We start from the raw sequence: 25,036 nt of genomic DNA, 5'->3' as shown, positions 1-25,036 counted from the left end.
GACGCAACAACGACACAACCGGAAAACTAGCACATAGGATCGCTTAGCCAATCAACCAGCAGCGACACACCCTGTCGACCCACGGCAATCTAGGCATAGACAAGTTTGGCGGTGCCACGGCAAACTTGACGCTGACAAGATACACGATCCGGGGGAGGGTGGCATGGACGCGACGATGGTCCGCAAGGTGTGGCAGCTGATCGAGCCGGTGCACGCGCTGGTCTACTACGCGCCGGAGCTCACCGAGGAGGCCGCGGCGCTCGGCCTCGCCACCGACGAGCGCTGGCCGGGCTACTTCGCCCTGCGCTCGGCCCCGCTCGGCGCGGCCGGACCGGAGCTGGTGACGGCCACCTACTACAGCTTCAGCCCTCGCATGGTCGCCGAGTACGTGCCGTCGGTCTGGTCGGTCGCCGAGCCGGCCAAGGTGCTCGACGCGCGACTGTCCGGGGTGGACCGTGCGCTGCGTGTCCTGCTCGGCGACCGGGTCGACACCCCCGAGCTGGCCGAGGCCGCCGCGCTGGCCCGTCGGGCCGTGGCGGCCGCCGACGTCGCCGGGCGCCCGCTCGCCGCCGCCAACGCCGACCTGCCCTGGCCGGACGCCCCGCACCTGGCGCTCTGGCAGGCCGCCACCATCCTCCGCGAGCACCGCGGCGACGGGCACGTGGCCGCGCTGCTCACCGCCGGGCTCGACCCGACCGAGGCGCTGGTTTCCTTCGCCGCCGTCGGCGCGGCACCGGTCGAGGTCTTCGCCAGCCGCCGCTGGTCGGCCGAGGAGTGGGCCGCCGCCCGGGACCGGCTCGCCGCCTGCGGGCTGGTGGACGCCGACGGCGTGGCCACCGACGCCGGGCGCCGGCTGCGCGACGAGGTGGAGACGCGTACGGACGAGCTGGCCACCGCTCCCTGGCGGGCCCTCGGGCCGGCGGTCGGCCGGTTCGCCCAGCTCGTCGCGCCGGTGACCCAGGCGGTGGTCGCCTCCGGGATGCTCCCGGCGCAGAGCACCCTGGGCATCCGTCGGGCCCAGTGACCGGCCGGCCGGGCGGCCGCTCGGCGGGCCGGTCCGCCGCCTGCGGGAAACCTTCCTGCGGGAGACCTTCCTGCCGGAACCGCTGAACCGGACAGCGCTCCCACGCCGTACCAGGCGGCGTACGGAGATCAGCGGACGACGGGAGATGCGGTGAAGGTGCAGCGGAAGCACGTGCTGGCGGCGGGGGTGGCGGTGGTCGCCGCGGCGGTGGTGGCGGTCGGGACCGGGTTCGGCTTCGCCGACACCACCCCCGCCCGGCAGAGCGCCTGCCAGGGGTCGGTCACGTTCTCGGCCGAGGGGGGCGCGCCGGCCGCGACCAGCGACCGGTTCCCGGTGGGCACCCGGCTGCGGGTGACCAACCTGGACAACAACCGGGCGACGACCGTGACGGTGACCGGCCCGTCGGGCAGCTGTGTGCTGCTCAACGCCGCAGCGATGGACCTCGTTCGAGAGCCGGGCAAGAACGTGATCCGGCGCAACCTGGTGGAGCGCCTGGACGATGCCGCGGCGCAGCCCGGCGGATCGGCCCGGCCCGGCCGCGGGAACCAGCCGGGTGAGACGCGACCGGGTGACGCCCAGCCCGGTACCCAGCCGCCGGCGGGTGGTGGCGCCCCGGCCGACGGAGCGGTACGCAGCGCGTGCACCGGGCCGATCACGTTCTCGGCCGAGGGCGGGGCGCCCGCCGCGACCAGCGGTCAGTTCCCGGTCGGAACCCGGTTGCGGGTCACCAACCTGGATAACGGCAGGGCGGTGACCGTGACGGTGACCGGCCCGTCGGGCAGTTGTGTGCTGCTCAACGCCGCCGCGATGGAGCTGATCCGCGAGCCGGGCAAGAACCTGGTCCGCCGCAACGTGGTGGAGCTGCTCCGCTGACATGCCATCGCACGGTTGCCGCTTGGTGCCGAGGCGTCCCGCCGGCCTGACGGCCCCCGGCCCGGCGGTCGGTGGAACACCATGGGTGTCTCCGGGGTGCCGTGGCACCCATGGTGTTCCACCAGGTCGTCAGGCGATGCGGCGAATGCGGCCGAGGGCCAGGTAGAGCAGGAGCGCGGCGAGGGCGACGAAGATGCCGGTCTCGATGCCCTGGAACAGCCAGAACCGGTCCGCCGGCTGGTACAACTGCCAGTTGTAGGCGCCCGGCTTCAGGCCCAACTCGGCGCCGCAGACCTGGCCGGTCGGTCCCCTGCCACCGGGCGGGCACATGATCCGGGTGTCCGGCGCCACCATCGTCCCGCCGGCGTCGCGGATGCCCTGGGAGAGGATCCAGTCGCCGCGCTCCATCCGCGGCTCGCTGGTCCCGTCGATGGGGAAGGTGAGGGTCTCGGCGGGCTGGTAGTGCGGTCGGGCCAGGATCGCCACCGCCGCCCGTACGCCGATGAACGCGGCCAGGGTGATGCCCATGGCGGGCAGCATCCGCTTCCACACGGTGCCGGCGAAGATGCCGAGCGCCACCGCGAAGAGGGTGTAGCCGATCGGCACCACACCCTGGAGGTCGAAGACGATCATGCCGAGCCGGCCCTCGCGGGCGGACTGGGTCAGCGGGTCGACCCACCAGGACATGCCCAGCCCGTAGCAGACCGCCGCGAGCAACGCGCCCGCGCCGACCAGCCCGAACTTCACCAGAGCCCAGCGGGTCCGGCCGACGCCCTGGGTCCAGACGAAGCGGTGAGTACCGTGCTCCACCTCGCGGGCCACCAGCGGGGCGCCCCAGAAGAGGCCGACCAGCACCGGCAGCGTGAGCAGCAGCACGGCCACCAGGTTCAGGCTGCCGTAGCGGTTGGTGAAGCGATGGAACCCCGCCTCACACGCCTCCCGGGTCGCCCCGGCCACGTTCGGGTCGTTCAGTTGGCGGACGCACTCGGCCAGGCCGAGGTCGGCGTACGAGTGCCGCATCGACAGGCCGATGGGCACCATCAGGGCGGCCAGCGCCGCGAACCCGAGCAGAGTGAAGAACGCCTGCTTGCGGTGTTGCCGCCAGGTCAGCCAGATCATGCCGGCACTCCCCATTCGTCGTGACTGGTCTGGGTGCTGCCGTCGGCCAGGTAGGCCAGGATGACGTCCTCCAGGCCCACCTCGCGGACCGTCCAGGCCGGATCGGTGACCGGGCCGTCGGTGCGGACCAGCAGCGTCGACTGCCGGTCGGTGTGGCTGGCCCGGACGATGGCGGCGACGCCCCCGATCGGGCCGCCGTCGTGCCGGGGGCCGATCAGTTGCCGGTGCCCGGCCACCAGGTCGTCGGCCGAGTCGGCGAGCTGCACCTGGGCGGCGTTGAGCACGATCAGGTAGTCGCAGATCCGTTCCAGGTCCGCCAGCAGGTGCGAGGAGAGCAGGACGGTGGTGCCGGCGTCCGCGACGCTGCCCATCAGTGACTGAAGGAACTCCCGCCGGGCCAGCGGATCGAGGCTGGCGACCGGCTCGTCGAGCAGCAGCAGCCGAGGCCGCTTGGCCAGCGCCAGGGCGAGCGCCACCTGGGCGCGCTGCCCACCGGAAAGCTTCCCGACCGGCCGGTCCGGCGGTATGCCGAGCTGGGCCAGCCGGTTGCGGGCCAGTCCCGCGTCCCACCGCCGGTTCAGCTTGCCGCCCGCGATGACCAGCTCCGCGGCGGTGAAGTCCCGGTACAGCGGGGTGTCCTGGGCGACGAACCCGATGTCGGCCAGGCCCTCGGTGTCGCCGTACGGCGACCTGCCGAACACCCGCACCGCGCCGGCGTCGGGCTTGAGCAGCCCCACGGCCAGGTGCAGCAGAGTGCTCTTGCCCGCGCCGTTCGGCCCGACCAGCGCGGCGATCCGGCCGGCCGGCAGGTGCACTGAGCAGTCCCGTAACGCCCAGGTCCTCCCGTACCGCTTGCCGAGCCGGTCGGCCTCCAAGACCACGTCCATCCTCTGTCCTCTCGTTCCGCTCACGCCACCGCTTCGCGGCGGCGCAAGCGCTCGCTTCTGTGCCTGATGGTTCGCTCGCTGCGCTCGCTCACGCGGGCTCCTTCTGCGGGGCGTCGGCGGCGAGGGTGGCCCGCATGGTGGTCTCCACCAGGGCGATGACGTCCTCGGCCGTGAGGCCGGCGGCCTGCGCCCGGTGCAGCCAGGCCACCAGGTCCTCGCGCAGCTCGGCCTGGTTGGGCAGGGACGCGCCGGCCAGGGTGCGCCGGACGAACGTGCCCACCCCCGGTCGGCCACCGACCAGACCCTCGATCTCCAGCTCCCGGTACGCCTTGAGCACCGTGTTCGGGTTGATCGCCAGCGACTGCGCGACGTCCCGGACCTTCGGCAGCTGGTCGCCCGGTGACAGCAGGCCGACCCGCAGGGCCTGTTTGACCTGCTGGATCAGCTGCACGTAGGTGTTCACCTTGGACCGGCCGTCCAGCACGAACTCGATCACCCGTGGCAACCCTTCGGTTGTCCTACGACAGTAAGACTATAAGACAGGGTGGCGGGACGGGAGCCGCGCTGTCAACGGTTTTGGGCACATCGGAGCGAGGCGGATCGTTCTTGAGCGGACAACGCACGGAACCCGCCCCTCTGGTGAGGGACGGGCTCAGGCGGTGGGCCGTAACGGGCGTCAGCCGAAGGCGGCGTCCAGGATGTCCAGACCCCGGGCCAGCTCCTCGTCGGAGATGACCAGCGGCGGCAGGAAGCGCAGCACGTTGCCGTACGTGCCGCAGGTGAGGGTGAGCAGGCCGGCGGCGTGGCAGGCCGCCGAGATCGCCGCCGTGGCGGCCGGGTCGGGGATCAGCGTGCCCGGCTGGACCAGCTCGACGGCGAGCATCGCACCGCGACCGCGTACCTCCGCAATCCGCCGGTCGCCGGCCGCGATGGCCCGCAGCCGGTCGCCCATCACCTGCTCGATCCGGCGCGCGGCGCCGGCCAGGTCCAGCTCGTGCATGGTCTCGATGGCGGCGAGCGCGGCGGCGCAGGCGATCGGGTTGCCGCCGTACGTGCCGCCCAGGCCACCGACGTGGACGGCGTCCATCAGCTCCGCCCGCCCGGTCACCGCGGCCAGGGGCAGGCCGCCGGCGATGCCCTTGGCCAGGGTGACCAGATCCGGCTCGACACCCTCGTGCTGGCAGGCGAACCAGTCGCCGGTCCGGCAGAAGCCGGTCTGGATCTCGTCGGCGATGAAGACCACCCCGGCCGCCGTCGCCCACTCGCGCAGCGCCGGCAGGAAACCAGGCGCCGGTACGACGAAACCGCCCTCGCCCTGGATCGGCTCGATCAGCAGCGCGGCCACGTTCTCCGCCCCGACCTGCTTCTCCACCATCTCGATCGCCCGTGCCGCCGCGTCCGCCCCGGAGACGCCCCCGTCCCGCAGCGGGTACGACATCGGCACCCGGTAGATCTCCCCGGCGAACGGCCCGAACCGGTGCTTGTACGGCATGTTCTTCGCGGTCAGCGCCATGGTCAGGTTGGTCCGGCCGTGGTACGCGTGGTCGAAGACCACCACCGCCGGCCGCCCGGTCGCGTGCCGGGCGATCTTCACGGCGTTCTCCACCGCCTCGGCGCCCGAGTTGAACAGCGCCGAGCGCTTCTCGAAGCCGCCCGGGGTGAGCGCGTTGAGCTGCTCGCAGACCGCGACGTACGACTCGTACGGTGCGACCATGAAGCAGGTGTGGGTGAAGCGCTCGACCTGCGCCCGCACCGCCTCGACCACGCGCGGGGCGGAATTGCCGACGTTGGTCACCGCGATGCCGGCGGCGAAGTCGATCCACTCCCGGCCCTCGACGTCGGTGATGGTGCCGCCGCCGGCCCGGTCCACGTAGGACGGGATGACGCTGCCGACGCCCCGGGCGACCGCCGCCCCGCGCCGCTTGTGCAGTTCCTCTGACGATGCCATTCGGGTCAGCCCTCGATGTTGTGCATGACGTGCTTGATCCGGGTGTAGTCCTCCAGGCTGTAGACCGAGAGGTCCTTGCCGTGGCCGGAGTGCTTGAAGCCGCCGTGCGGCATCTCCGAGACGAACGGGATGTGGGTGTTCACCCACACGCAGCCGAAGTCGAGCCGGCGGGTCATCCGCATCGCCCGGCCGTGGTCCTTCGTCCAGACCGAGGCCGACAGGCCGTAGTCGACGCCGTTGGCCCAGCGCACCGCCTCGTCCTCGTCGGAGAACCGCTGCACGGTGATCACCGGGCCGAACACCTCGTCCCGGATGATCTCGTCGGCCTGGCGCACGCCCGAGACCACGGTGGGAGCGTAGAAGTAGCCGCGGTCGCCGAGGCGGGAGCCGCCGGCCTGGACGGCGGCGTGGTCAGGCAGGCGGTCGATGAAGCCGCTGACCCGGGAGAGCTGGTTGGCGTTGTTCAGCGGGCCGTAGAGCACGTCCTCGTCGTCCGGCGCGCCGGTCTTCGTGTTGCGGGCCTGCTCGGCGAGGGCCACCAGGAAGTCGTCGTGGACGCCGGGCCCGGCGAGGACCCGGGTCGCGGCGGTGCAGTCCTGGCCGGCGTTGAAATACCCGCCGACCGCGATCGCCTCGGCCGCCGCCGCGATGTCCGCGTCGTCGAAGATCACCACCGGGGCCTTGCCGCCCAGCTCCAGGTGGGTCCGCTTGAGGTCCGGCGCGGCGGCGGAGGCGACCTCCATGCCCGCCCGGGTCGAGCCGGTGATCGACACCAGCTGCGGGGTCGGGTGCGAGACCAGGGCACGACCGGTGTCCCGGTCGCCGCAGACCACGTTGAACACGCCCGGCGGGAAGAACTCGGCGGCGATCTCGGCCAGCAGCAGCGTCGACACCGGCGTGGTGTCCGACGGCTTCAGCACCACCGTGTTGCCGGCCGCCAGGGCCGGGGCGATCTTCCAGACCGCCATCATCAGCGGGTAGTTCCACGGCGTGACCTGCGCGCAGACGCCGATCGGCTCCCGCCGCACGTACGAGGTGTGGCCGGCCAGGTACTCGCCGGCGGAGCGGCCCTCCAGCAGGCGGGCGGCGCCGGCGAAGAAGCGGAACTGATCCACCGCCGGCGGCAACTCCTCGTCGGCGGTGAGCTGGCGGGGCTTGCCGGTGTTGCGGACCTCGGCGTCGACCAGCTCGGCGGCCCGTGCCTCGACCGCGTCGGCGAGCTTGAGCAGGGCCTTCTGCCGCTCGCCCGGCGTGGTGTCCCGCCAGCTCTCGAATGCGGTGCCGGCGGCGCGCATCGCCGCGTCCACGTCCGCCGCGCCGGAGACCGGTGCCTGGGCGAAGACCTCGCCGGTGCACGGGTCGATCAGATCGGCGTACCCGCCGTCCACCGGGTCGACGTACTCGCCGTTGACGAAGTTGCGCAGCTGCTGCTGGTCGCTCATCAGATGTCTCCGAGGGGTGGCCGGGAGAAGGGGGTCAGCGGAGGTTATCGCAATCTGACTGCCATCTTCGCTACTGAATTCGCGGCCCACAAGGGCTTGAGCAACTGTTTCCGCGCGGCGTTGGGTCGTCTACGCTGCCGACGTGGAGCCGAGAGCCTTCTTCGTCGCCGGCCGCCCCGCTCACGGCGAGGGCGAGCTGACCGTGACCCACCCGTACGACGGCCGGACGGTGGGGCGTACCACGCTCGCCACGCCCGACCAGGTCGAGGCCGCCGTCGCGGCGGCGGCCGGCGTGGCGGCGGCCGCCGCGGCCCTGCCCGCGCACGCCCGTGCGGCGGCACTGGACCACGTCTCCCGGCGGCTCGCCGACCGGGCCGACGAGGTCGCGGCGCTGATCACCGCCGAGAACGGCAAGCCGGTCAAGTGGGCGAAGGCCGAGGTGGGGCGCGCGGTGTCGACGTTCCGCTGGGCGGCCGAGGAGGCCCGGCGGTTCTCCGGCGAGCTGCAACGCCTCGACACCGACCCGGCCGCCACCGGCCGGATCGCCCTGGTCCGGCGGGTGCCGAAGGGGCCGGTGCTGGGCATCACGCCGTTCAACTTCCCGCTCAACCTGGTCGCCCACAAGGTCGCCCCGGCCATCGCGGTCGGCGCCCCGATCATCGTCAAGCCCGCCCCCGCCACCCCGCTGTCCGCGCTGCTGCTCGGCGAGATCCTGGCCGAGACCGACCTGCCGGAGGGGATGTTCTCCGTCCTGCCGCTGCCCAACGAGCGCGCCGCCGAGCTGGTCGCCGACCCGCGGCTGCCGGTGGTGTCGTTCACCGGCTCCGGGCCGGTCGGCGCGGCCATCCGCCGGGCCGCGCCGGAGAAGCACGTCACCCTGGAACTGGGCGGCAACGCGGCGGCGGTGATCTGCGAGGACTGGGCCTCGGACGAGGACCTCACCTTCGCCGCGCACCGGATCGCGACCTTCTCCAACTACCAGGCCGGGCAGTCCTGCATCGCGGTGCAGCGGGTCTACGTGCACGAGTGGCTCTACGACGGCTTCCTGCCCCGGCTGATCGCCTCGATGGAGGAGCTGCGCACGGGTGACCCCGCCAACCCGCTGACCGACGTCGGGCCGATGGTCTCTCTCGAGGCCGCCGAGCGGGTCGAGGCGTGGGTGGACGAGGCCGTCACCGCCGGCGCCACCATCGAGCTGGGCGGTCGGCGCGAGGGTGCCACCTATCCGCCGACCGTGCTGTCCGGGGTGCCGGCGGACGCGAAGGTGTGCACCGAAGAGGTGTTCGGGCCGGTGCTGGTGGTCGGGCGGGTCGAGAGCGACCGGGCCGCGTTCGCCGCGGTCAACGACTCGGCGTACGGGTTGCAGGCCGGGGTGTTCACCCATCGCCTCGACGTCGCCTTCGCCGCCTCCCGGGAGCTGGAGGTCGGCGGGGTGATCGTGGGCGACGTGCCGTCGTACCGGGCGGACCAGATGCCGTACGGCGGGGTGAAGGGGTCCGGGGTCGGGCGGGAGGGGCTGCGCAGCGCCATGGACGACTACACCGAGCCCCGGGTCATGGTGCTGACCGGGGTGGCGCTGTAGGTCCTCGCCCCATCTGACACCCTGGCCCGGTGGACGAGTCTGCGTGGCCTGAGGTGTCGGCGACGGTGGCGACCGCTCCCTACCCGGTCGAGGTGCTGCCGGCCGACCCGGCCCGGGCGGCCGCCTGCCTGGCGGCCCTGGAGATCACGACCCGGTCCTGGCTCGGTGCTGTGGTCGCCAACGCCGGGGGTCTGCTGGTCGACCATGGTTGGTTACGGGTGCTCGGCTCGGGTCATCGGGGTCTCCCGGACGTGCACTCGGAGTCCGCCCCTGGCAGCGGCCTGGTGGTGGTTGGCTACGACGTGCTGGGTGGGCAGTACGCCTGGCTCGGGACCGGGCCGGGCAGCCGGCCGACCATCCACTACTTCGGCCCGGACGACCTCGGTTGGTTGGACCTGGAGCAGGGGTACGCCGAATGGCTCAACGCCGTGCTCGCCGGTTCGCTGACCCGCTTCTACGAGACCCTGCGTTGGCCCGGGTGGGAGACGGAAGTCGCGGCCCTGGCCCTCGACGAGGGGATCAGTGCCTGGCCCCCGCCCTTCAGCAAGGAGGGCAGCGACCTCGCCACGGTCTCCCGCAAGGCCGTCCCGCTGGCCCAGGCGGTGTCGTTCTACCAGGACATGGCCCGGCAGCTCGGCTCGCCGCAGGAGGGCTGATTCCGCTCGCCGCCCCACCACCGTGCAGCTGCGTCGGGGCTGACGCGCGTCACCAGGTGCCGTCGTCGCGGACCCGGGCGGGGGCGCGGCCGAGCAGCAGCGTGGTCAGGGCGGCGTCGATGTCCGGGCCGAGGAACCACTCGCCGGCCTGGTCCAGCGCGAAGATCCGGCCGTGCTCGTCGACGGCGATGATGCTGTCACCGCGCTCCGTGCCCAGCGGAAACAGCCGTACGCCGAGGACGGCGCCGAAGTCCGCGAGCGTGTCGGCGGTGTGGCCCATCTCCCAGGGGTGGATTTCCATTCGGGAGACCCAGACCTGCTCACCCGGGCCTCGACGCCGGCTCTCCAGGCCGGGGAAAGCGGTGAGGGTCGGCAGGACCGCCGGAAACAGGGCATGCGTGTGCCTCCTTCCCGCCACCGCGGTGACATCGCGGACCGCTGCCTGCGCCAGGACCTCGTCACCGAAGTGCGGACGCCAGCCAGCTGCCACGAGCTCGCTCGCCACCTCCGGCGGGAACCGCCCCGGATCCGGATCACTCTGCGGCTCCGTCCGCGACTCCCGGGTGTAGGCGAGGTCGGACCAGGGCAGGGCGTTGAAGCGGACCAGGAAGTTGATGCACGAGTCGCAGGGGATCTGGGCCGGCCCGCCGGTGGGGTCGCCAGCCTCACGGATCCGGAAGAATTCGATCCGGGCACCACCCAGCAGGGTGGCCGCCTCTTCCACGGTCAGCGGGGGAATGCCATCTGCCGCGCGTCGGTGGTCGTACTCGTGCAGGACGTCGGAGACGACGATCATTTCGGCGTGCCGCTCGCCGCCGCGGACCAGGTGCCCCGGTGGCAGCGCGTCGAGATACGCCTGCACCAACGGATGGTGCCGCAGCTGGACCTCGCCCTTGGCGCCGAAGGCCCGGTGGACGCGGCCGTCGAGGGTGAGGTGGGCGGCGGCGCCCGGGGCGGGCAGCCGGGTGATCTCCCGGAGCAGTTGGGTGGCCGGGTCGACGGTGCGGGGAGCGCGCGGTTCGGGTGGTCGCCGCTGCCGGTAGAGCTGCTCCACGGCGGGGAACGGCAGGCGCGGCCAGGTGGAGACGTCACCGGTCTCCTTGTCGACGATGGTCGTCGGGAGATCCCCCGGCACCGCGCGCGCCTCGGTGGCGACCTGCGAGGTGATCAGGTAGCCCAGGTCGAACTCCTCGACCAGGGGCGTACAGGGGAATCCCAGGCGTTCGGAGTCCCGCTGAGCCCACACGGCGGCCAGCTGCTCGGCCTGCTGACGCTCGATCACGACCTGAAATTACCGGACCCCACGGATTCCGTGGCACCCGGTATGGTCTGGCCTACCGACCGTGACGGAGAGGGGCGGCCTTGACCGAGAGCGTGGACCGGGAGGCCAACCGCGCGCTGCGGGCGCGGTTCGACGAGGTGTACGGCCAGTACCAGCGACTTCGATCCGGATTGGACGAGCTCCAGGTCAAGCTCGCGGAGCTGCGGGTCACCGAGCGCTCCGACGACGGGCAGGTCACCGCGACCGTCGGCGCCCGGGGTGAGCTGATCAGCGTCGAGGTGGAGCCCTCGGTCTTCCACGATCGGGATGCCGGAGCGCTGAGCCGCAAGATCACGACCACGGTGCACCGGGCGTCGGCGGCAGCGGTGACCGCGACCCGGAACCTCGTCGCCGGTTACCTGCCGGACGGCTCGCCCTCGGTGGACTTCCTGAGCACGAACGACTTCGACGCCCTGCTGGGTCGCGCGAACGCGGTGCTCCAGCGTGGAGAGTGACCGCGGTGACCGACGAGCAGCTCTGGCTGGACCCTGACCGCGCCCGGCGCGGTGGCGCGGACCTGACGCTCGCCGGCGAGGCGGTCAGCGCGTCCCGCCGGCAGGCCGGTGGGGCGATCGCGGACGCGAGCGCCGAGCGGCCGTGGGGCCGGGACGGCATCGGGGCCATGTTCGAGAAGCAGTACCGCCGCTACGAAGAGACGCTGCTGCGCGCCTGGGAGCTGCTCGGTCGCTCCCTGGAAGGGCTTGGCGCCGACGTGGTCCGGTCCGTGGCCGCCTCGATGGAGACCGACGAGGCGAACGCGCGGCAGCTCGGCCGCATCCCCGACCAGCACCAGTTCCCGCACCGGCACCGGCGCTGACCTCCGGAGGACCCCGCGTGAGCATGCTGCCGAGCCCGATCCCGCACCCGCTCGACTACTGCCCCTGGGACCTGCCCGGCTGGATCTACGAGGCGCTGGACTGGGTGGTCGGCGTGGAATGGCCCGAGGGTGACGAGTGCGCCGTCTGGGACCTCGCCGACCAGTGGTACGGCGTCGCCGGCGTCCTGGCCGGCCCGCGCGACGACGCGACCGCGGCGGCGTCGGAGGTGCGTAGCGGCTACGGCGGCATCGGCCTGGTCGCCGACGCCTTCGACACCGCGTGGCGGCGGGTGGCCGAGGGGGACGAGGCGCCGCTGCCGGTCCTGCTCGCGGTCACCGGTGAACTGGGGCGGCTGGTCGAGTCATGCGGCTGCGACATCGAGGGCGCCAAGCTCGAGGTCTGGATCGAGCTCGGCATTCTGCTCGTCTAGCTGCTCTCGTTGGCGGTCGCCACGGTCCTCACCGCCGGTGCCGCCTCCCCGGCGGCCGGGGTGGCGATCACCACCACCCGGATGGTGGTGCAGCAGATCTTCAAGCGGCTCATGGCGCAGCTCGCCGGCAAGGCCCTGAAGGAGGGCGCGCAGGAGGCCAGCGAGCGGGCCGCGAAGCAGATCGTCAAGAGCGAAATGCGCGGGCTCGCCCGGCGTGCCGCGCTCGGCGGACTCGCCGAGGCCGGTCAGGAGGCGGGCGTCAGTCTCGCCACCCAGGCGTACCAGAACTCCACGGGCCGCCGCGACGGCCTGGACGTGGCCGACCTCGGCACGTCGGCGATCGGGGGATTCGCCGGTGGGGCGGTGGCACCCCTCGCGGGCCTGGGCCGGCACGCGAACGGGCGGCTCGGCGAGGTGGGCGAACGCCTCGGCCGGGAGATGACGGGCGAGGTCTTGGCCGAAGGTGCCGCCGGCCTGGTCACCGGGCAGGGGGCGTCGCTGGAGGACCTGGCCCGTGCGGCCGTGTCCGGCGTCAGCGGCGCGGCCACCGGCCAGGCGGACAGCGCGCTCCACCACCGGCTCGACGGGCGGATGGCCGCCCTCGCCGGCACCACCCTGCCGACGGACCTGAATGGTTCGGCTGCCCTCGCGGCCGGCCCGGACTCACCAGCACCAGGATTCGCCGGGGAGCCATCGACCGCGGGTGCCGGCCCGGTCGGCGACGCCGCTGCCGCGTCGCAGGCAGCCGGCATCCGGTCCGAATCCGTCGCCGCCGGGACGATGGGAACGCCGGCGATGGACGGGCCCGCCGTCCAGGCCGCCTCCCTACCTGCCGTGCCCCATCCGCCGTCGGTTGCGGTCGCCGCCGACCCGGTCGCCGTCCCGCGCCCTCCAGTTGCCACGGAGGCGGGGACCACGCCGGCCCTCTCCACGACCGCTGTCGACCCGCATCTGGCGTCCACCGTCCCGGCGTTTGTGGAGGCGGGTTCCGCGCAGGTGACGGCAGCGATCGACGACCGTCCACTACGGCCCACGGCGCCGGCGGAGCCGGTGGCAGGCGTGCACCAGCCGCCTGCCGCCGCCCCGATCCCAACCGGCGTGGTGCTGGCGCCCGCGCCACCGCCGGTGACGGGCGGAGCCGCTCCGGCGGGCACCGACTCGTCCCGCGCCGGCGGCAGCGACCCCATGGTCGGTCGCCCCTCGGCCGGCCCGACACCGGCGCCGGCCGTGCCCGCGCCGCGATCGGCCCAGGTCGCCGCGCCCGCACCGCCCGCACCGGGACGCGACGCCGATCCGCCGGTCCCGTCACCGCGATTCCCCCTGCTGGAGGCGCTGGCACCCGGGCCGCCCCGGCACACCGACGCCGCCGCCGCTCTCCTTCCAGGGCCGTTCGAGCCGCCGCCACCTCGCCGCCATACGCCGGAACAGCTCGCCGCCGCGCGGGCCGACCGGGAGGGCCTGGACCGACGCCGCTACCAGGGGTACTTCGAGGCACAGCGGGCGTGGCACGAGGACAAGCGAAGGGAAGAGGAGGCCAACTGGCTCCGAATCAGTGCCGATCGGCACGAGCGCTCAGCCAGTGAATACGCCGCCCGCGCCGAGGACCTGCAACAGACCGGTCACGAATTGCTCGCCCGACGGTGGCGTCAGGCCGCGTTCAACGCAAGCAGCACAAGCTACGAGCTCCGTGACCGGGCCCGGGAGGTGCTCGCCGGGTCGATCGTGCCCGCGCAGGTCATGGTCGACGACGACGCGGACTTCTACCGGATCAACGACGACGTCGCCGATCTGGCGGCCGGTGCGGTGGAGACCGCCGACCGGTCGGCCCTCACCCGGGACGACGATCCGCAGCCCATCGACCGCTCCCGGCGGTACGGCGTCCGGGTCGGTCTGCGACCTCCTCTCGCGCTGCACCAGACCGATCTGGAACGGCGGATGCCCCGCAACACCGACGGCAGCGTGGTACGGACCGCCGACCCGCGGTACGGCGGCTGGTTCCAGTTGGCGAACGACGGCGGCCCGCAGGCTGACCCGACCCGGGGCATCAACTGTCTCGACTGCACCCTGTCGCTCTACGAGACCTGGGTGCACGGCCGGCCGCGGGTCTCCGCGCCGCGTACCTTCGACGGCTATCTGGAGGGGGACGTCCGCCGTCCGCTCGGCGGTGAGGCGGACGGGCCGCGACGGGTCGAGGAGAGCACCGGCGGACGCTTCCAGGACCTGTGCGCCGTGCCGGACACCACGAGTCCGTGGGCGATGCGGCAGGAGGTCGACCGCGGGTACGACGATCTGCACGAGCAGCTGCTTGTCGGCGGGCATGGCAGCTACGCGTTCCTCATCACGAGTTTTGCGAGCGGCGGTTCGCACGCCTGGGTGGCGCTGAACCAGAACGGCACCGTGCTCTACCTCGACCCGCAGAGCGGGCACGTCTCGGACCGCCCGCTCTACGCGCACAGCGGGGTCGCCGGCCCGGCGAACGTGGTCGGAATCGACGCGCTGGTCCTGGGCCGGGACGGTCGCCCGATGCCGCTGGCCGGCCGCCCGCCGGGGAATTTCAGCGTCCTACCCGACCTCCAGCCCCGAACCGATTCGCCCCGACCGCCGGCACCTGCACCGCCCCCGCCCGAGACGGCCGAGGACGTGCCGGACTTCAACCACGTGCACCTGCTCTGGGAGTCCGATGCCTCCGGACCGCCCCGGGCCGCAGCACCCGGCGGGAGTCGGCAGGAGCTGCATCCGGTTGACCTGCGACGGGCTCGCCTGAGTGCGCACGCCGATCGCATATCAGCCGGGGTGTTCGTGCGAGACACGGTGACCGCCAGCAACAGCGTCGAGGAGGTCTTCGTTGCCGGGGTGACCCCGGTCGAGCTGGCGAACCACCTCGACATGCCGGCGCTGCGCAGGCTCGCACCGGCCCTCGACGACGCGGCCGCGCGGAATCTGACGCGGCTCTTCGGGGATCCCCGCGTACAGCAGATGCTGGATCAGACGTGGGAGGCACCACCCCGCGGCGAGCCGCTGCTGGCCGAGACGCTCGTCCGACAGCTGACGCAGCGCCCCGACCTGGTCCGGATGATGCTGGCGACGCCGGAGCTGGCGAACTCGCTGTTGGCCAGGCCGGTGACGCTGCACCACCTCGCCAGTCATCAGCAGGCGATCGACGTGCTGGGCGAGGTCCTGGACGACATCGCCGAACGCGGCCCGGAGGCGGTGGCTGCCGCGTCGGGTTCTGCGGGGCAGGCAACCCCACTCACAGCGAATCAACGCCGTATCAGCGAGTCCTGCCATGTCCCGGGACCGGAACCCCGGCAACCGGGGTTTGAGTTCGGTCGGCGAGCAGACGCGTCCTACCGGGAGCAGTACCTGGACTGGCTCTATGCCAACGCTACCGATGCACAGGTCGAGGTCACCGCGCTGGCTCACCGGTTGGCCGCGCGCTCGGCCCACGGAGCGGAGGCGGACTCCAGGCCCGGCCCGAAGGACAGGCAGCGCGCCGAGGACAAGGTAAACAAGTACCGAGGCGACGTCTCGCTGCTCACTGACCTGGCAGCTGCCAAGGTCGCCTTCGATAACCTGCCGGATCTTTACGCCGCACTCGATGCCATTCGATGCGACCCCGACGTCGAAATCGTCTACTTCGAGGACCGGTTTGTCACACCGCAGGCCAGCGGCTACCGGGACGTGCTGATGATGCTGCGGACGACCGACGGGCACATCGCTGAGTTCCGTCTTCATCTGAAAGCCATCGATGATGTCGCCGTCTGGGAGCATGCGCTCTACGAGGTGAATAGAGATCTGAAAGCCTTGGCTGATCAGGATGGCCGTAGGATGTCGACCATGGAGCGCGCTCTCCGGAACGGCGTGCTTCGGCAGGTACAGCTCTACTTCTGGGAGGCCCTGCAATCGGGGTTGGGCGGAGGACCGCAAGCATGAGTCAGATGCCCGGGCTGGTCCTACCCGCCTTCTTCAGCTATTACAGCTCGCCCGTGAAGATGATGCCCACCTCTGACGGTGGCCTGATGGCCTGGCGCTTGTCCATCGATACCGGAGGTTGGGAGGCGGCTACCCATCTCGTAGACGAGATCCTCTTCGCCGTAGGTGGCGAGATCAGCGTGCTGACGGCGGACGAGTTCGTCCAGCGGACGGAGCATGACCGGGGCCACTATCTGCAGGGCGAGGGTCCGCTCTTCGCGTTGTACGAGACGGTGAGAGGGATCGAGGAGAGGTTGGGACGCGAGCGGCGTTATCCGACTCCCCGGGAGCAGGCACTGATCCGCGGCATCCGGCGCAAGACGTTCGTGATGTTCGAGGAAGAGCTTCAGCGGGCCGGCGATCCGGGCGCGGATCCCACGATCGCCACCCAGGTGTGATGGTGTAAATGCGTTGCAGACGGGTGGGGCCTGCAGAAGGGTCCGGGCATGGCTGAGACGCGTACCCCCGCCGACACCGAAGACCAACCCGCACCCCGGTTCGCCTGGTCGAACATGTTCGTCCGCCCCGAGGACGATCCGCGCTCCGAGGGCGGCTTCCACGACGAGCGCTCCATGCTCGTCGGGTACCTCCGCGACTATCGACTGACCCTCGAACTGAAGTGCGCGGACCTCGACGCCGAGCAGCTCGCCCGCCGGTCCGTGCCGCCGTCGAAGATGTCCCTGCTCGGCCTGCTGCGGCACTTGGCGGAGGTGGAGCGCAGTTGGTTCCGGCGCGTGCTGGCGGGCCAGGACGCGCCCAAGCTGTACTCCCCGGAGGGTGAGCGCGACGGGGCGTTCGACGGCGCGGTGGGGGACCCGGCGGTGGTCGAGGAGGCGTGGCGGGCCTGGCGGTCCGAGGTCGCGTTCGCCGAGGACCTGGTCGCCGCCACGCCGGACCTGGCCACCCGGGCGCGGATGTCCGATGGCGGGGAGATCTCGGTACGCGAGCTGCTGCTGCACATGATCGAGGAGTACGCCCGGCACTGCGGTCACGCCGATCTGCTGCGTGAGCGCGTCGACGGGCGAGTGGGCCAGTAACCGAGAGAACGGGAGCGCGAGCATGGGCGTTCGACGGCCGGATCGAGCGGGCCTGGGAGTTGGCCCGGGAGCTCGGCTACCTCGCCGTCCAGGAGGGCCGCCCCGATCAGGCGCTCGTCCTGCTCTACGAGGCGTCCGCCAGGGCCGAGTCGGCCGGTGCCCGCGGGATCCTGCGCTGGGCCGAGGAGTCCCGCACCAACCTCCAGCACGCGTGACGGCGGCTTGCCACCCGGCCCACCAGGACCGGTGACCATGACGGACCCCTCGCCACGCGTCGCGCCCGCGGGCCTCGAACTCATCGGAGACGGGCCGGCGGCGCGCGGCGACCTCGACCCTCGGCGGCGGACCGTGGCGCCCGGGAGCGTGGCGGAGGCGCTGCGCGTACAGGAGGAGTTGCGGCCGCTGGCCGACCTGGTGGGGCCGGGACCCACCGCGCCCGCGACGGTGGCCGGCCTCGACGTCGCGTACGCGGAGAGCGGCGACCGGCTCGCGGCGGCCGTCACCGTGCTGGACGCCCGGACGCTGGCCGTGGTGGATTCGGCGGTCAGCGTGGGCCGGCCCGCCTTCGGGTACGTGCCCGGACTGTTCGCCTTCCGGGAGGTGCCCGCGCTGCTGGACGCCCTGGACCGGCTGACCGTCCGGCCCGACCTGCTGGTCTGCGACGGGCACGGGCTGGCCCACCCGCGCCGCTTCGGGCTGGCCTGCCATCTCGGCGTGGTCACCGGCCTGCCCGCCATCGGGGTGGGCAAGACGCCGCTGGTGGGCGAGTGGGAGGAGCCGGGCCCGGCGCGGGGCGCGTGGACGCCGCTGCGGGACGGCAACGAGGTGGTCGGCCGGGTGTTGCGTACCCGGGACGGGGTGCGGCCCGTCTTCGTCAGCGTCGGCCACCGGATGAGCCTGGGCAACGCCACCGAACGGGTACTGGCGCTGACCCCGCGTTACCGGCTGCCAGAGACCACCCGGACGGCGGACCGGCTGTGCCGGAAGGCCCTCACCGCCGCGCCGCACTGAACCGACCGGGCCCGCGGCGGTGGCGCGGGGTGTCGCCGCACACATGCGGGGTGCTCAATGACCGGGGGCCACCCCGGGCCGGTAGTAACCTGACCGGCGAGCCCCGCCGGGGCGAGGAACGGTGAGGTGGACATGTCGGTGCGGCGGCACGCGGTGCGGCTGGCCACGGTCGGCGCGATGCTCGGCGGTCTGGTGACCGTCGGAGCGGTCCCGGCGTTCGCCGAGGGCGACCGGGTGGAGGTGCACTCGGCGGACAAATTTACCGTGGGTGATTCCCCGGAGACGGTGGCGGTCGAGGTGCGCAAGCGCACCGACGGCTGCGTGCTGCTCCGCACCGGCCTGGGACTGCGGCTTGACGGCGTCCGGGCCGACCAGGTCCAGGTCCAGGTCAACGCCGGTGGCCAGTGGTGGCCGGTGGGGGTCTCCGGAGGTGGCGGCGCGGTGGCCACGGCGCGTACCGCGCCGGCCAACCCGACCCTCTGCAAGGGCAAGAGCATCACGGTCCGTTACCGGGTCGCATTCCTGGCGGGCGCGCCCGGCGGTCGGCTTACCGTGGTCGGCGAGGCGACCAACGCGGTCGGCCGGGTGCTGGGCCGGGGCGCCGACGCGTCCCGGGTGGTGGGCGGGACGGCCCCGTCGCCGACGCGGAAGCCCTCGCCGACCCCCACGCCGACGCCGAGCGCGGTGGCGACCGAGGCGCCGGGCGCCGCCGACACCGCGTCCGCCGTGGCCGCCGCGCTCGACCCGGCCGCCGAGCAGAGCGCCACCGACACGTCCTCCGGAGGTTCCGCGATCATGTACTTCGGCATCGGGCTCGTGCTCGTCGGCATCGCCCTGATCGTTCTGCTGGTCCGCCGCAACCGCGCCGAGCAGGGCGATCCGCGTTCGGCCGGCTATCCGGAGGTCCCGCTGCCACGCAATCAGGGCGGCACCACCTACGGCACGCCGACTCCGCAGGTGTACGGGCAGCCGCCCGCCTCGGGCGGCTACGGTGGCGCGCCGGCGGCCCGCCCCACCGGCAACGTCTACGGCGGTCCCGCCGGCGGACCGCCGCCCGGTGGTGAGCCCCCGGCGCCGGCCGGTGGCGACGCCACCACCGTCATGCCGCGCCTGCCGGGCTGAGCCGGGACGGAGCCGCCACGCTCCATTACGCTCAGGCGTGGTGACCGGGCGGAGGAGCGGTGCGCCGGGCGGCGGATGATCTGGTTCCGTGGCGCGGTGTCCCGCCGGGTTCGCCGATAAGATCGCGTGCGCCGGTCGGCACCGCCGACCGGTGAGACCGCATACGTGGAAGGAGCCGCGCCGTGGCCCTGGACCCGCAGTTGCTCGAGATCCTCGCCTGCCCGGACACGCACCACGCCCCGCTCGACTACGACGCGCAGGCCCAGACCCTGACCTGCACCGAGTGCGGTCGGATCTTCGAAATCCGCGACGACGTGCCGGTGCTGCTGCTCGACGAGGCGCGCGGTGGGCCCGCGTCGGACGACGCGCGCGGTGGCTCCGCGCCGCAGCGGTGATGGAGGGTACGGCCGGGGTCAGCGGGCGCCGGCACCCAGACGAGTCGCTGCTGGACAGCCCCGACGCCCTCGCCGAGCACGACCCGGGCGGCATGCTCCGGTTCACCGCGTCGGCCGGCGCGCAGGTGCGGGAGTCCGCCGCGCTGGCCGCCGAGGCCAACCTGAGCTTGCTCGTCGACGAGGGGCGACCGCGGGCGGTGGTCATCGCCGGCATCGGCACCGCCGGGCGTACCGGTGACGTGCTGGCCACCGTCGCCGGCCCGCGCTGCCCGGTGCCGGTCATCCCGCACCGCAGCTCCGGCGTGCCCGGCTGGGTCGGCGCGGCGGACGTGGTCATCGCGGTCAGCGCCTCCGGCCGCAGCCCCGAGGCGCTCGCTGCCGCCGAGGCCGCGCACCGGCGGGGCGCGCGGCTGGTCGCCGTCGGCGCGCCGGACTCCCAGCTCCAGTCGGTGGCCGAGCGCGCCCGGGCGCCGTTCATCCCGGTGCCCCGGCGCGCCCCGGCCCGGGCCAGTCTCTGGGCACTCACCGTGCCGGTCCTGCTCGCCGCCCGTACGCTCGGTCTGGTGAAGGTCAACGAGGCGGACCTGGCCGAGACCGCGGCCCGGCTGGACGCGGACGCCGACCGCTGCCGCCCCACCGCCGAGTCCTTCGTCAACCCGGCGAAGTCGCTGGCCCTCGGGCTGGCCGGCTCGATCCCGATCGTCTGGGGCTCGTCTCCGCTGGCCACCGTGGCCGCCCGCCGGTTCGGCGACACGCTCTCGGCCAACGCCCGCTACCCGGTGGTCACCGGCGCGCTCGGCGAGGCCGGTCGCGGCCGCGTCGGCCTGCTCGACGGCGTCTTCGGCGGGCTGGTCGAGGGGGAGCGGGACATCTTCGCCGACCCGCAGGAGACCGACCCCGACGCCACCCGGCTGCGGCTGGTGCTGCTGCGCGACGGCGGGCTCAACGCCGACGACGACAGCGACGAGCCGCTCGCGGTCGAGGAGCGTCGGGCCGACGCGGTGCAGGCCCTCGCCGAGCGGCGCGGCGTGCGCTGCGACGTGATCACCGCCGAGGGGGGCTCCGCGCTGGAACGGCTCGCCTCGCTGATGGCGGTGCCGGACTTCGCCTCGGTCTACCTCGCCCTGGCCCACGGCCTGGACCCGATGGCCGTCCCGGCCATCACCGAAATGAAGGAGCTGTCGAACCAGTGAGCGCAAATGGCGGGACGAGGGCGATCGTCGCCGCCCTGCTGGCCAACATCGGCATCGCCGTCACCAAGTTCGTCGCCTGGATCCTGACCGGCTCCTCGTCGATGCTGGCCGAGTCGATCCACTCGGTCGCCGACTCCGGCAACCAGGGCCTGCTGCTGCTCGGCGGCCGCCGGGCCAAGCGGGAAGCGACCCCTCAGCACCCGTTCGGGTACGGCCGGGAGCGCTACATCTACGCCTTCATCGTCTCGATCGTGCTGTTCAGCGTCGGTGGCCTGTTCGCCCTCTACGAGGCGTACCACAAGGCGCAGCACCCGGAGCCGATCACCAGCTGGCAGTGGGTGCCGGTGACCGTCCTGGTGATCGCGATCGGGATGGAGACCTTCTCCTTCCGTACCGCCATCAAGGAGTCGAACCAGATCCGGGGCAGCCAGTCCTGGGTGCGGTTCATCCGTCGGGCCAAGGCCCCCGAGCTTCCCGTGGTGCTGCTGGAAGACTTCGGCGCGCTGATCGGTCTGGTCCTCGCGCTCTTCGGCGTCGGACTGACCCTGATCACCGGCGACGGCATCTGGGACGCGGCCGGCACGGCGGCGATCGGTGTCCTGCTGGTCACCATCGCGATCGTGCTCGCCATCGAGACCAAGAGCCTGCTGCTCGGTGAGGGCGCCGAGCAGCACGACCTCGCGAAGATCGAGCAGGCCGTCACGGAGGGTCCGGAGGTCGAGCGGATCATCCACATGAAGACGCTCTACCTCGGCCCGGAGGAGCTGATGGTGGCAGCGAAGGTCGCCGTCTCGCCGTGTGACAGCGCCGAATCGCTGGCCCGGGGGATCAACGCCGTGGAGGCGCGGATCCGTACGGCCGTGCCGATCGCCCGGGTCATCTACCTGGAGCCGGACATCTACAGCGCGGCGGCGGACCAGGCGGGCACCGGTGCCGCGTCGCACACCGCGGCGCCCCGGCCCGAGACCGGCGAACAGGCCGCCCACCCCGGGAGCTGAGCGTGGAACTGCTGCAGGGTCGGATCCGGGACTATGCCTGGGGTTCCCGCACGGCGATCGCCGAGCTGCAGGGGCGACCGGTGCCGAGTGCCGGCCCGGAGGCCGAGCTGTGGCTGGGCGCGCACCCGGGCGCCCCGGCCACGGTCGACCGGGACGGCGAGCCGGTCGACCTGACCGACCTGCTGGTCGCCGAGCCGGCGAACTGGCTGGGCGAGCGGCTGGTCGGCCGGTTCGGTACCCGGCTGCCGTTCCTGCTCAAGGTGCTCGCCGCGGACGCCCCGCTGAGCCTGCAGGCCCACCCGGACGCCGAGCAGGCCCGGGCCGGGCACGCCGCCGACGTGGAACGGGTCAACTACGTCGACCCGTTCCACAAGCCGGAGCTGCTGGTCGCGCTCTCGCCGTTCGAGGCGCTCTGCGGCTTCCGCGACCCGGCGGAGTCGGCCGCGGCGATCGGCGCGTTCGGCGTACCGGCGCTGGAGCCGGTCGTGGCCGCGCTGCGCGAGGGGCCCGCGGGGCTGCGGGAGGCCGTACGCCTGCTGTTGAGCTGGCCCGAGGCGGAGCGCGCCGGGCTGGTCGCGGCCGTGCTCGCGGCGGAGGCCGGCGGCCCGGACGCGGTGCTGGCCCGCGCGCTGGCGGTGGACTACCCGGCCGACCCGGGGGTGCTGGTGGCGCTGCTGCTGCACCACGTGCGGCTCGCCCCGGGCGAGGCGATCTGGATGCCGGCCGGCAACCTGCACGCCTACCTGCGGGGCACCGGGGTGGAGATCATGGCGGCCAGCGACAACGTGCTCCGGGGCGGGTTGACGCCGAAGCGGGTCGACGTGGACGAGCTGCTGCGGGTGCTGCGCTTCGAGGTGCTCGACGAGCCGGTCGTGGCGCCGGTCGCGGTGGCGCCCGGGGTGGTCACCTGGCCGGTGCCGGTGGAGGACTTCGCGCTGCACCGGGTACTGGTGGGCCCGGGCTCCCCGCTGGCGCGGTTGGCGCTGCCCGGGCCGCGGGTGGTGCTCTGTCGGGCCGGCAAGCTGGTCGTGGACGACGGGGTGGGCACCGTCACCCTCGGTCCGGGGCAGGCGGCGATCGGGACCGCGGTCGGCGGGCCGCTGGTGATCGGCGGCGAGGGCGAGGGGTACGTCGCCACGGTCGGCCTGCGCTGACCCGCCGCCATTCCCGCCCGCGCAAGTCCGACTTTCCCGAAATGGCTTGACGCACCCCTTGCCCAGTGTGACGCTATGGGTACGCAGCGTTGTCGCGACGAAAGTCCGGTGACGCGCGGGGAACCAAACCGGGGGGATGCACGGGGCGGCCGGCAGGTGGATGGAAAGTCCGTCCACGACCGACCGCCCCGTGCGCTGTCCGCCGACCGGGCCATGCTCCATCCGCCTGCGAGCGTAAGGTGGAAGGCTGCGCAGCACATCGTTCGACAGGAGCTTCCATGACCAGCACCCTCCCGGCTGCCCCCAGCGGCACGCCGTCCGAGGCCCGGCCGAGCACCCTCGCCGAGGGCGACTACAAGGTGGCGGATCTGTCGCTCGCCGAGTTCGGGCGCAAGGAGATCCAGCTCGCCGAGCACGAGATGCCGGGCCTGATGGCCATCCGGCGCGAGTTCGCCGACGCCCAGCCGCTCGCCGGCGCCCGGGTCACCGGCTCGCTGCACATGACCATCCAGACCGCCGTCCTGATCGAGACCCTGGTCGCGCTCGGCGCGCAGGTCCGCTGGGCGTCCTGCAACATCTTCTCCACCCAGGACCACGCCGCCGCGGCGATCGTGGTCGGCCCGAACGGCACCCCCGAGGCCCCGGCCGGCGTGCCGGTCTACGCCTGGAAGGGCGAGAGCCTGGAGGAGTACTGGTGGTGCACCGAGCAGGTGCTCGCCTGGCCGGACGGGCAGGGCCCGAACATGATCCTGGACGACGGTGGTGACGCCACCCTGCTCGTCCACAAGGGTGCCGAGTTCGAGAAGGCCGGGGTCGTCCCGCCGGTCGAGTCCGCCGACTCCGAGGAGTACGCGGTCATCCTCCAGCTGCTGCACCGCTCACTGGCCGAGGACGGCCAGCGCTGGACCCGGATCGCCGCCGGCATCAAGGGCGTCACCGAGGAGACCACCACCGGCGTGCACCGGCTCTACGAGATGCACCGCGCCGGCACCCTGCTCTTCCCGGCCATCAACGTCAACGACTCGGTGACCAAGAGCAAGTTCGACAACAAGTACGGTTGCCGCCACTCGCTCATCGACGGCATCAACCGGGCCACCGACGTGCTGATCGGCGGCAAGATGGCCGTCGTGATGGGCTACGGCGACGTGGGCAAGGGCTGCGCCGAGTCGCTGCGCGGCCAGGGCGCCCGGGTCGTGGTGACCGAGGTCGACCCGATCTGCGCGCTCCAGGCGGCGATGGACGGCTACCAGGTGGCCACCCTGGACGACGTCGTCGAGCAGGCCGACATCTTCATCACCGCCACCGGCTGCTTCAACGTCATCACGAACGAGCACATGGCCCGGATGAAGCACCAGGCCATCGTCGGCAACATCGGCCACTTCGACAACGAGATCGACATGGTCGGTCTGGCCAAGCGTTCCGACGTCGAGCGGCTGAACATCAAGCCGCAGGTCGACCTCTGGAAGTTCGCCGACGGGCACGCGATCATCGTGCTCTCCGAGGGCCGCCTGCTGAACCTGGGCAACGCCACCGGTCACCCGAGCTTCGTCATGTCGAACTCGTTCGCCAACCAGACGATCGCCCAGATCGAGCTCTTCACCAAGACCGAGGAGTACCCGCTCGGCGTCTACGTGCTGCCAAAGCACCTGGACGAGAAGGTCGCCCGGCTGCACCTGGGCGCGCTCGGCGCCAAGCTGAGCACGCTGACCAAGGAGCAGGCCGCCTACCTGGGCATCTCGCAGGAGGGCCCGTTCAAGCCCGACCACTACCGCTACTGATCGACACCCGGAACCGGGTCGGCCGCACGCGCGGCCGGCCCGGTTCCGTCTTTCCGGACGGTGGGGCGGGCAGCCCGGGTGCGCGTCGGCCGTGTTCCGGTCCACCGGCAGCGGTGACCAGGACGAGGGCAAGGGTGATCGACGTCGCGCCGAAGCTCGCCGCGGACGGCCCCGTCAGCGATATACCTGAGAGGCATAAATATGACTCTCAGGTATATCGCTTGTAGCGGTCATGCTCGCCGGGAGCCGGGAGCCGGGAGCCGGGAGCCGGGAGCC

At 72.7% G+C, this 25,036-nt stretch carries 24 protein-coding genes; 18 read left to right on the top strand and 6 right to left on the bottom strand.

Annotated features, from left to right (window positions below; genetic code table 11):
• Window positions 1-163 precede the first annotated feature (163 nt).
• Window positions 164-1,024 carry an SCO6745 family protein gene (locus I8N68_RS30660; protein WP_200216537.1) on the top strand — a complete coding sequence of 287 codons (861 nt, stop codon included), beginning with the start codon at window positions 164-166 and terminating at the stop codon, window positions 1,022-1,024.
• Between the two features lie 150 nt (window positions 1,025-1,174).
• Window positions 1,175-1,897: an RlpA-like double-psi beta-barrel domain-containing protein gene (locus I8N68_RS30655; protein ID WP_200216534.1), complete on the top strand. Its 723-nt coding sequence runs from the start codon at window positions 1,175-1,177 to the stop codon at window positions 1,895-1,897.
• Between the two features lie 129 nt (window positions 1,898-2,026).
• On the opposite strand, the gene I8N68_RS30650 is transcribed toward I8N68_RS30655, so the two are convergent.
• The 5 genes from I8N68_RS30650 to I8N68_RS30630 all read right to left on the bottom strand — a co-directional run bounded on the left by I8N68_RS30650 (window position 2,027) and on the right by I8N68_RS30630 (window position 7,293).
• A complete protein-coding gene (locus I8N68_RS30650; RefSeq protein ID WP_200216531.1) occupies window positions 2,027-3,016 on the bottom strand; it encodes an ABC-2 membrane transporter-related protein in 990 nt (329 codons plus the stop codon).
• On the bottom strand, window positions 3,013-3,903 hold the full coding sequence (locus I8N68_RS30645; RefSeq protein WP_200216529.1) for an ABC transporter ATP-binding protein: 891 nt from the start codon (window positions 3,901-3,903) through the stop codon (window positions 3,013-3,015). Before I8N68_RS30645 ends, I8N68_RS30650 begins: the two co-directional genes overlap by 4 nt.
• 88 nt (window positions 3,904-3,991) lie before the next feature.
• Entirely contained in the window at window positions 3,992-4,399 is a 408-nt protein-coding gene (locus I8N68_RS30640) for a GntR family transcriptional regulator (protein ID WP_200216522.1), read from the bottom strand.
• Window positions 4,400-4,579: 180 nt separating this feature from the next.
• Complete coding sequence (gene gabT, locus I8N68_RS30635; protein ID WP_200216518.1) at window positions 4,580-5,851, bottom strand: 4-aminobutyrate--2-oxoglutarate transaminase; 1,272 nt, start codon at window positions 5,849-5,851, stop codon at window positions 4,580-4,582.
• 5 nt (window positions 5,852-5,856) lie between these two features.
• The gene (locus I8N68_RS30630; protein ID WP_200216516.1) at window positions 5,857-7,293 is read right to left on the bottom strand and encodes a gamma-aminobutyraldehyde dehydrogenase; all 1,437 of its coding nucleotides are present in this window, start codon (window positions 7,291-7,293) and stop codon (window positions 5,857-5,859) included.
• A 142-nt stretch (window positions 7,294-7,435) separates the two neighbouring features.
• Here I8N68_RS30630 and I8N68_RS30625 point away from each other — a divergent pair, with 142 nt between their 5' ends.
• Both I8N68_RS30625 and I8N68_RS30620 read left to right on the top strand, forming a co-directional pair.
• Window positions 7,436-8,875 (top strand): aldehyde dehydrogenase family protein, encoded by a 1,440-nt coding sequence (locus tag I8N68_RS30625; RefSeq protein WP_200216513.1) that lies wholly within the window; start codon window positions 7,436-7,438, stop codon window positions 8,873-8,875.
• A 29-nt stretch (window positions 8,876-8,904) separates the two neighbouring features.
• A complete protein-coding gene (locus I8N68_RS30620; protein WP_200216510.1) occupies window positions 8,905-9,531 on the top strand; it encodes a DUF2625 family protein in 627 nt (208 codons plus the stop codon).
• Between the two features lie 49 nt (window positions 9,532-9,580).
• Here I8N68_RS30620 and I8N68_RS30615 read toward each other — a convergent pair whose 3' ends face one another.
• Entirely contained in the window at window positions 9,581-10,813 is a 1,233-nt protein-coding gene (locus I8N68_RS30615; protein ID WP_200216508.1) for an SUKH-3 domain-containing protein, read from the bottom strand.
• 80 nt (window positions 10,814-10,893) lie between these two features.
• Here I8N68_RS30615 and I8N68_RS30610 point away from each other — a divergent pair, with 80 nt between their 5' ends.
• The 14 genes from I8N68_RS30610 to ahcY all read left to right on the top strand — a co-directional run bounded on the left by I8N68_RS30610 (window position 10,894) and on the right by ahcY (window position 24,760).
• A complete protein-coding gene (locus tag I8N68_RS30610; RefSeq protein WP_200216506.1) occupies window positions 10,894-11,307 on the top strand; it encodes a YbaB/EbfC family nucleoid-associated protein in 414 nt (137 codons plus the stop codon).
• Window positions 11,308-11,312: 5 nt separating this feature from the next.
• Window positions 11,313-11,669 (top strand): hypothetical protein, encoded by a 357-nt coding sequence (locus I8N68_RS30605; RefSeq protein ID WP_200216504.1) that lies wholly within the window; start codon window positions 11,313-11,315, stop codon window positions 11,667-11,669.
• A gap of 23 nt (window positions 11,670-11,692) precedes the next feature.
• Window positions 11,693-12,100, top strand: coding sequence for a WXG100-like domain-containing protein (locus tag I8N68_RS33395; RefSeq protein WP_443673266.1), 408 nt, complete (start codon window positions 11,693-11,695; stop codon window positions 12,098-12,100).
• A 9-nt stretch (window positions 12,101-12,109) separates the two neighbouring features.
• Window positions 12,110-16,033 carry a toxin glutamine deamidase domain-containing protein gene (locus I8N68_RS30600; RefSeq protein ID WP_234040896.1) on the top strand — a complete coding sequence of 1,308 codons (3,924 nt, stop codon included), beginning with the start codon at window positions 12,110-12,112 and terminating at the stop codon, window positions 16,031-16,033.
• Between the two features lie 5 nt (window positions 16,034-16,038).
• Entirely contained in the window at window positions 16,039-16,470 is a 432-nt protein-coding gene (locus tag I8N68_RS30595; protein WP_234040895.1) for a hypothetical protein, read from the top strand.
• A 48-nt stretch (window positions 16,471-16,518) separates the two neighbouring features.
• Complete coding sequence (locus tag I8N68_RS30590) at window positions 16,519-17,109, top strand: DinB family protein (protein ID WP_200216501.1); 591 nt, start codon at window positions 16,519-16,521, stop codon at window positions 17,107-17,109.
• A 59-nt stretch (window positions 17,110-17,168) separates the two neighbouring features.
• A complete protein-coding gene (locus tag I8N68_RS30585; RefSeq protein ID WP_200216500.1) occupies window positions 17,169-17,324 on the top strand; it encodes a hypothetical protein in 156 nt (51 codons plus the stop codon).
• A gap of 37 nt (window positions 17,325-17,361) precedes the next feature.
• Complete coding sequence (gene nfi, locus I8N68_RS30580) at window positions 17,362-18,120, top strand: deoxyribonuclease V (RefSeq protein WP_200216499.1); 759 nt, start codon at window positions 17,362-17,364, stop codon at window positions 18,118-18,120.
• Window positions 18,121-18,252: 132 nt separating this feature from the next.
• Window positions 18,253-19,242, top strand: coding sequence for a hypothetical protein (locus tag I8N68_RS30575; RefSeq protein WP_200216540.1), 990 nt, complete (start codon window positions 18,253-18,255; stop codon window positions 19,240-19,242).
• Window positions 19,243-19,424: 182 nt separating this feature from the next.
• Window positions 19,425-19,637, top strand: coding sequence for a Trm112 family protein (locus I8N68_RS30570; protein ID WP_200216496.1), 213 nt, complete (start codon window positions 19,425-19,427; stop codon window positions 19,635-19,637).
• Window positions 19,634-20,830, top strand: coding sequence for an SIS domain-containing protein (locus I8N68_RS30565; protein ID WP_200216494.1), 1,197 nt, complete (start codon window positions 19,634-19,636; stop codon window positions 20,828-20,830). The genes I8N68_RS30570 and I8N68_RS30565 overlap by 4 nt, the downstream gene beginning before the upstream one ends.
• Window positions 20,827-21,828, top strand: a complete 1,002-nt coding sequence (locus tag I8N68_RS30560) for a cation diffusion facilitator family transporter (RefSeq protein WP_200216492.1) — start codon at window positions 20,827-20,829, stop codon at window positions 21,826-21,828. Before I8N68_RS30565 ends, I8N68_RS30560 begins: the two co-directional genes overlap by 4 nt.
• 2 nt (window positions 21,829-21,830) lie before the next feature.
• Window positions 21,831-22,982: a mannose-6-phosphate isomerase, class I gene (gene manA / locus I8N68_RS30555; protein WP_200216490.1), complete on the top strand. Its 1,152-nt coding sequence runs from the start codon at window positions 21,831-21,833 to the stop codon at window positions 22,980-22,982.
• A gap of 278 nt (window positions 22,983-23,260) precedes the next feature.
• Complete coding sequence (gene ahcY / locus I8N68_RS30550) at window positions 23,261-24,760, top strand: adenosylhomocysteinase (protein WP_200216489.1); 1,500 nt, start codon at window positions 23,261-23,263, stop codon at window positions 24,758-24,760.
• Window positions 24,761-25,036 lie beyond the last annotated feature (276 nt).

Origin of the sequence: Micromonospora coerulea (assembly GCF_016598485.1) — a bacterium.
Taxonomy (GTDB): Bacteria; Actinomycetota; Actinomycetes; order Mycobacteriales; family Micromonosporaceae; genus Micromonospora; species Micromonospora coerulea.
The sequence above is the reverse complement of the archived record's forward strand: the minus strand, read 5'-3'. Positions and strand labels throughout refer to the sequence as shown.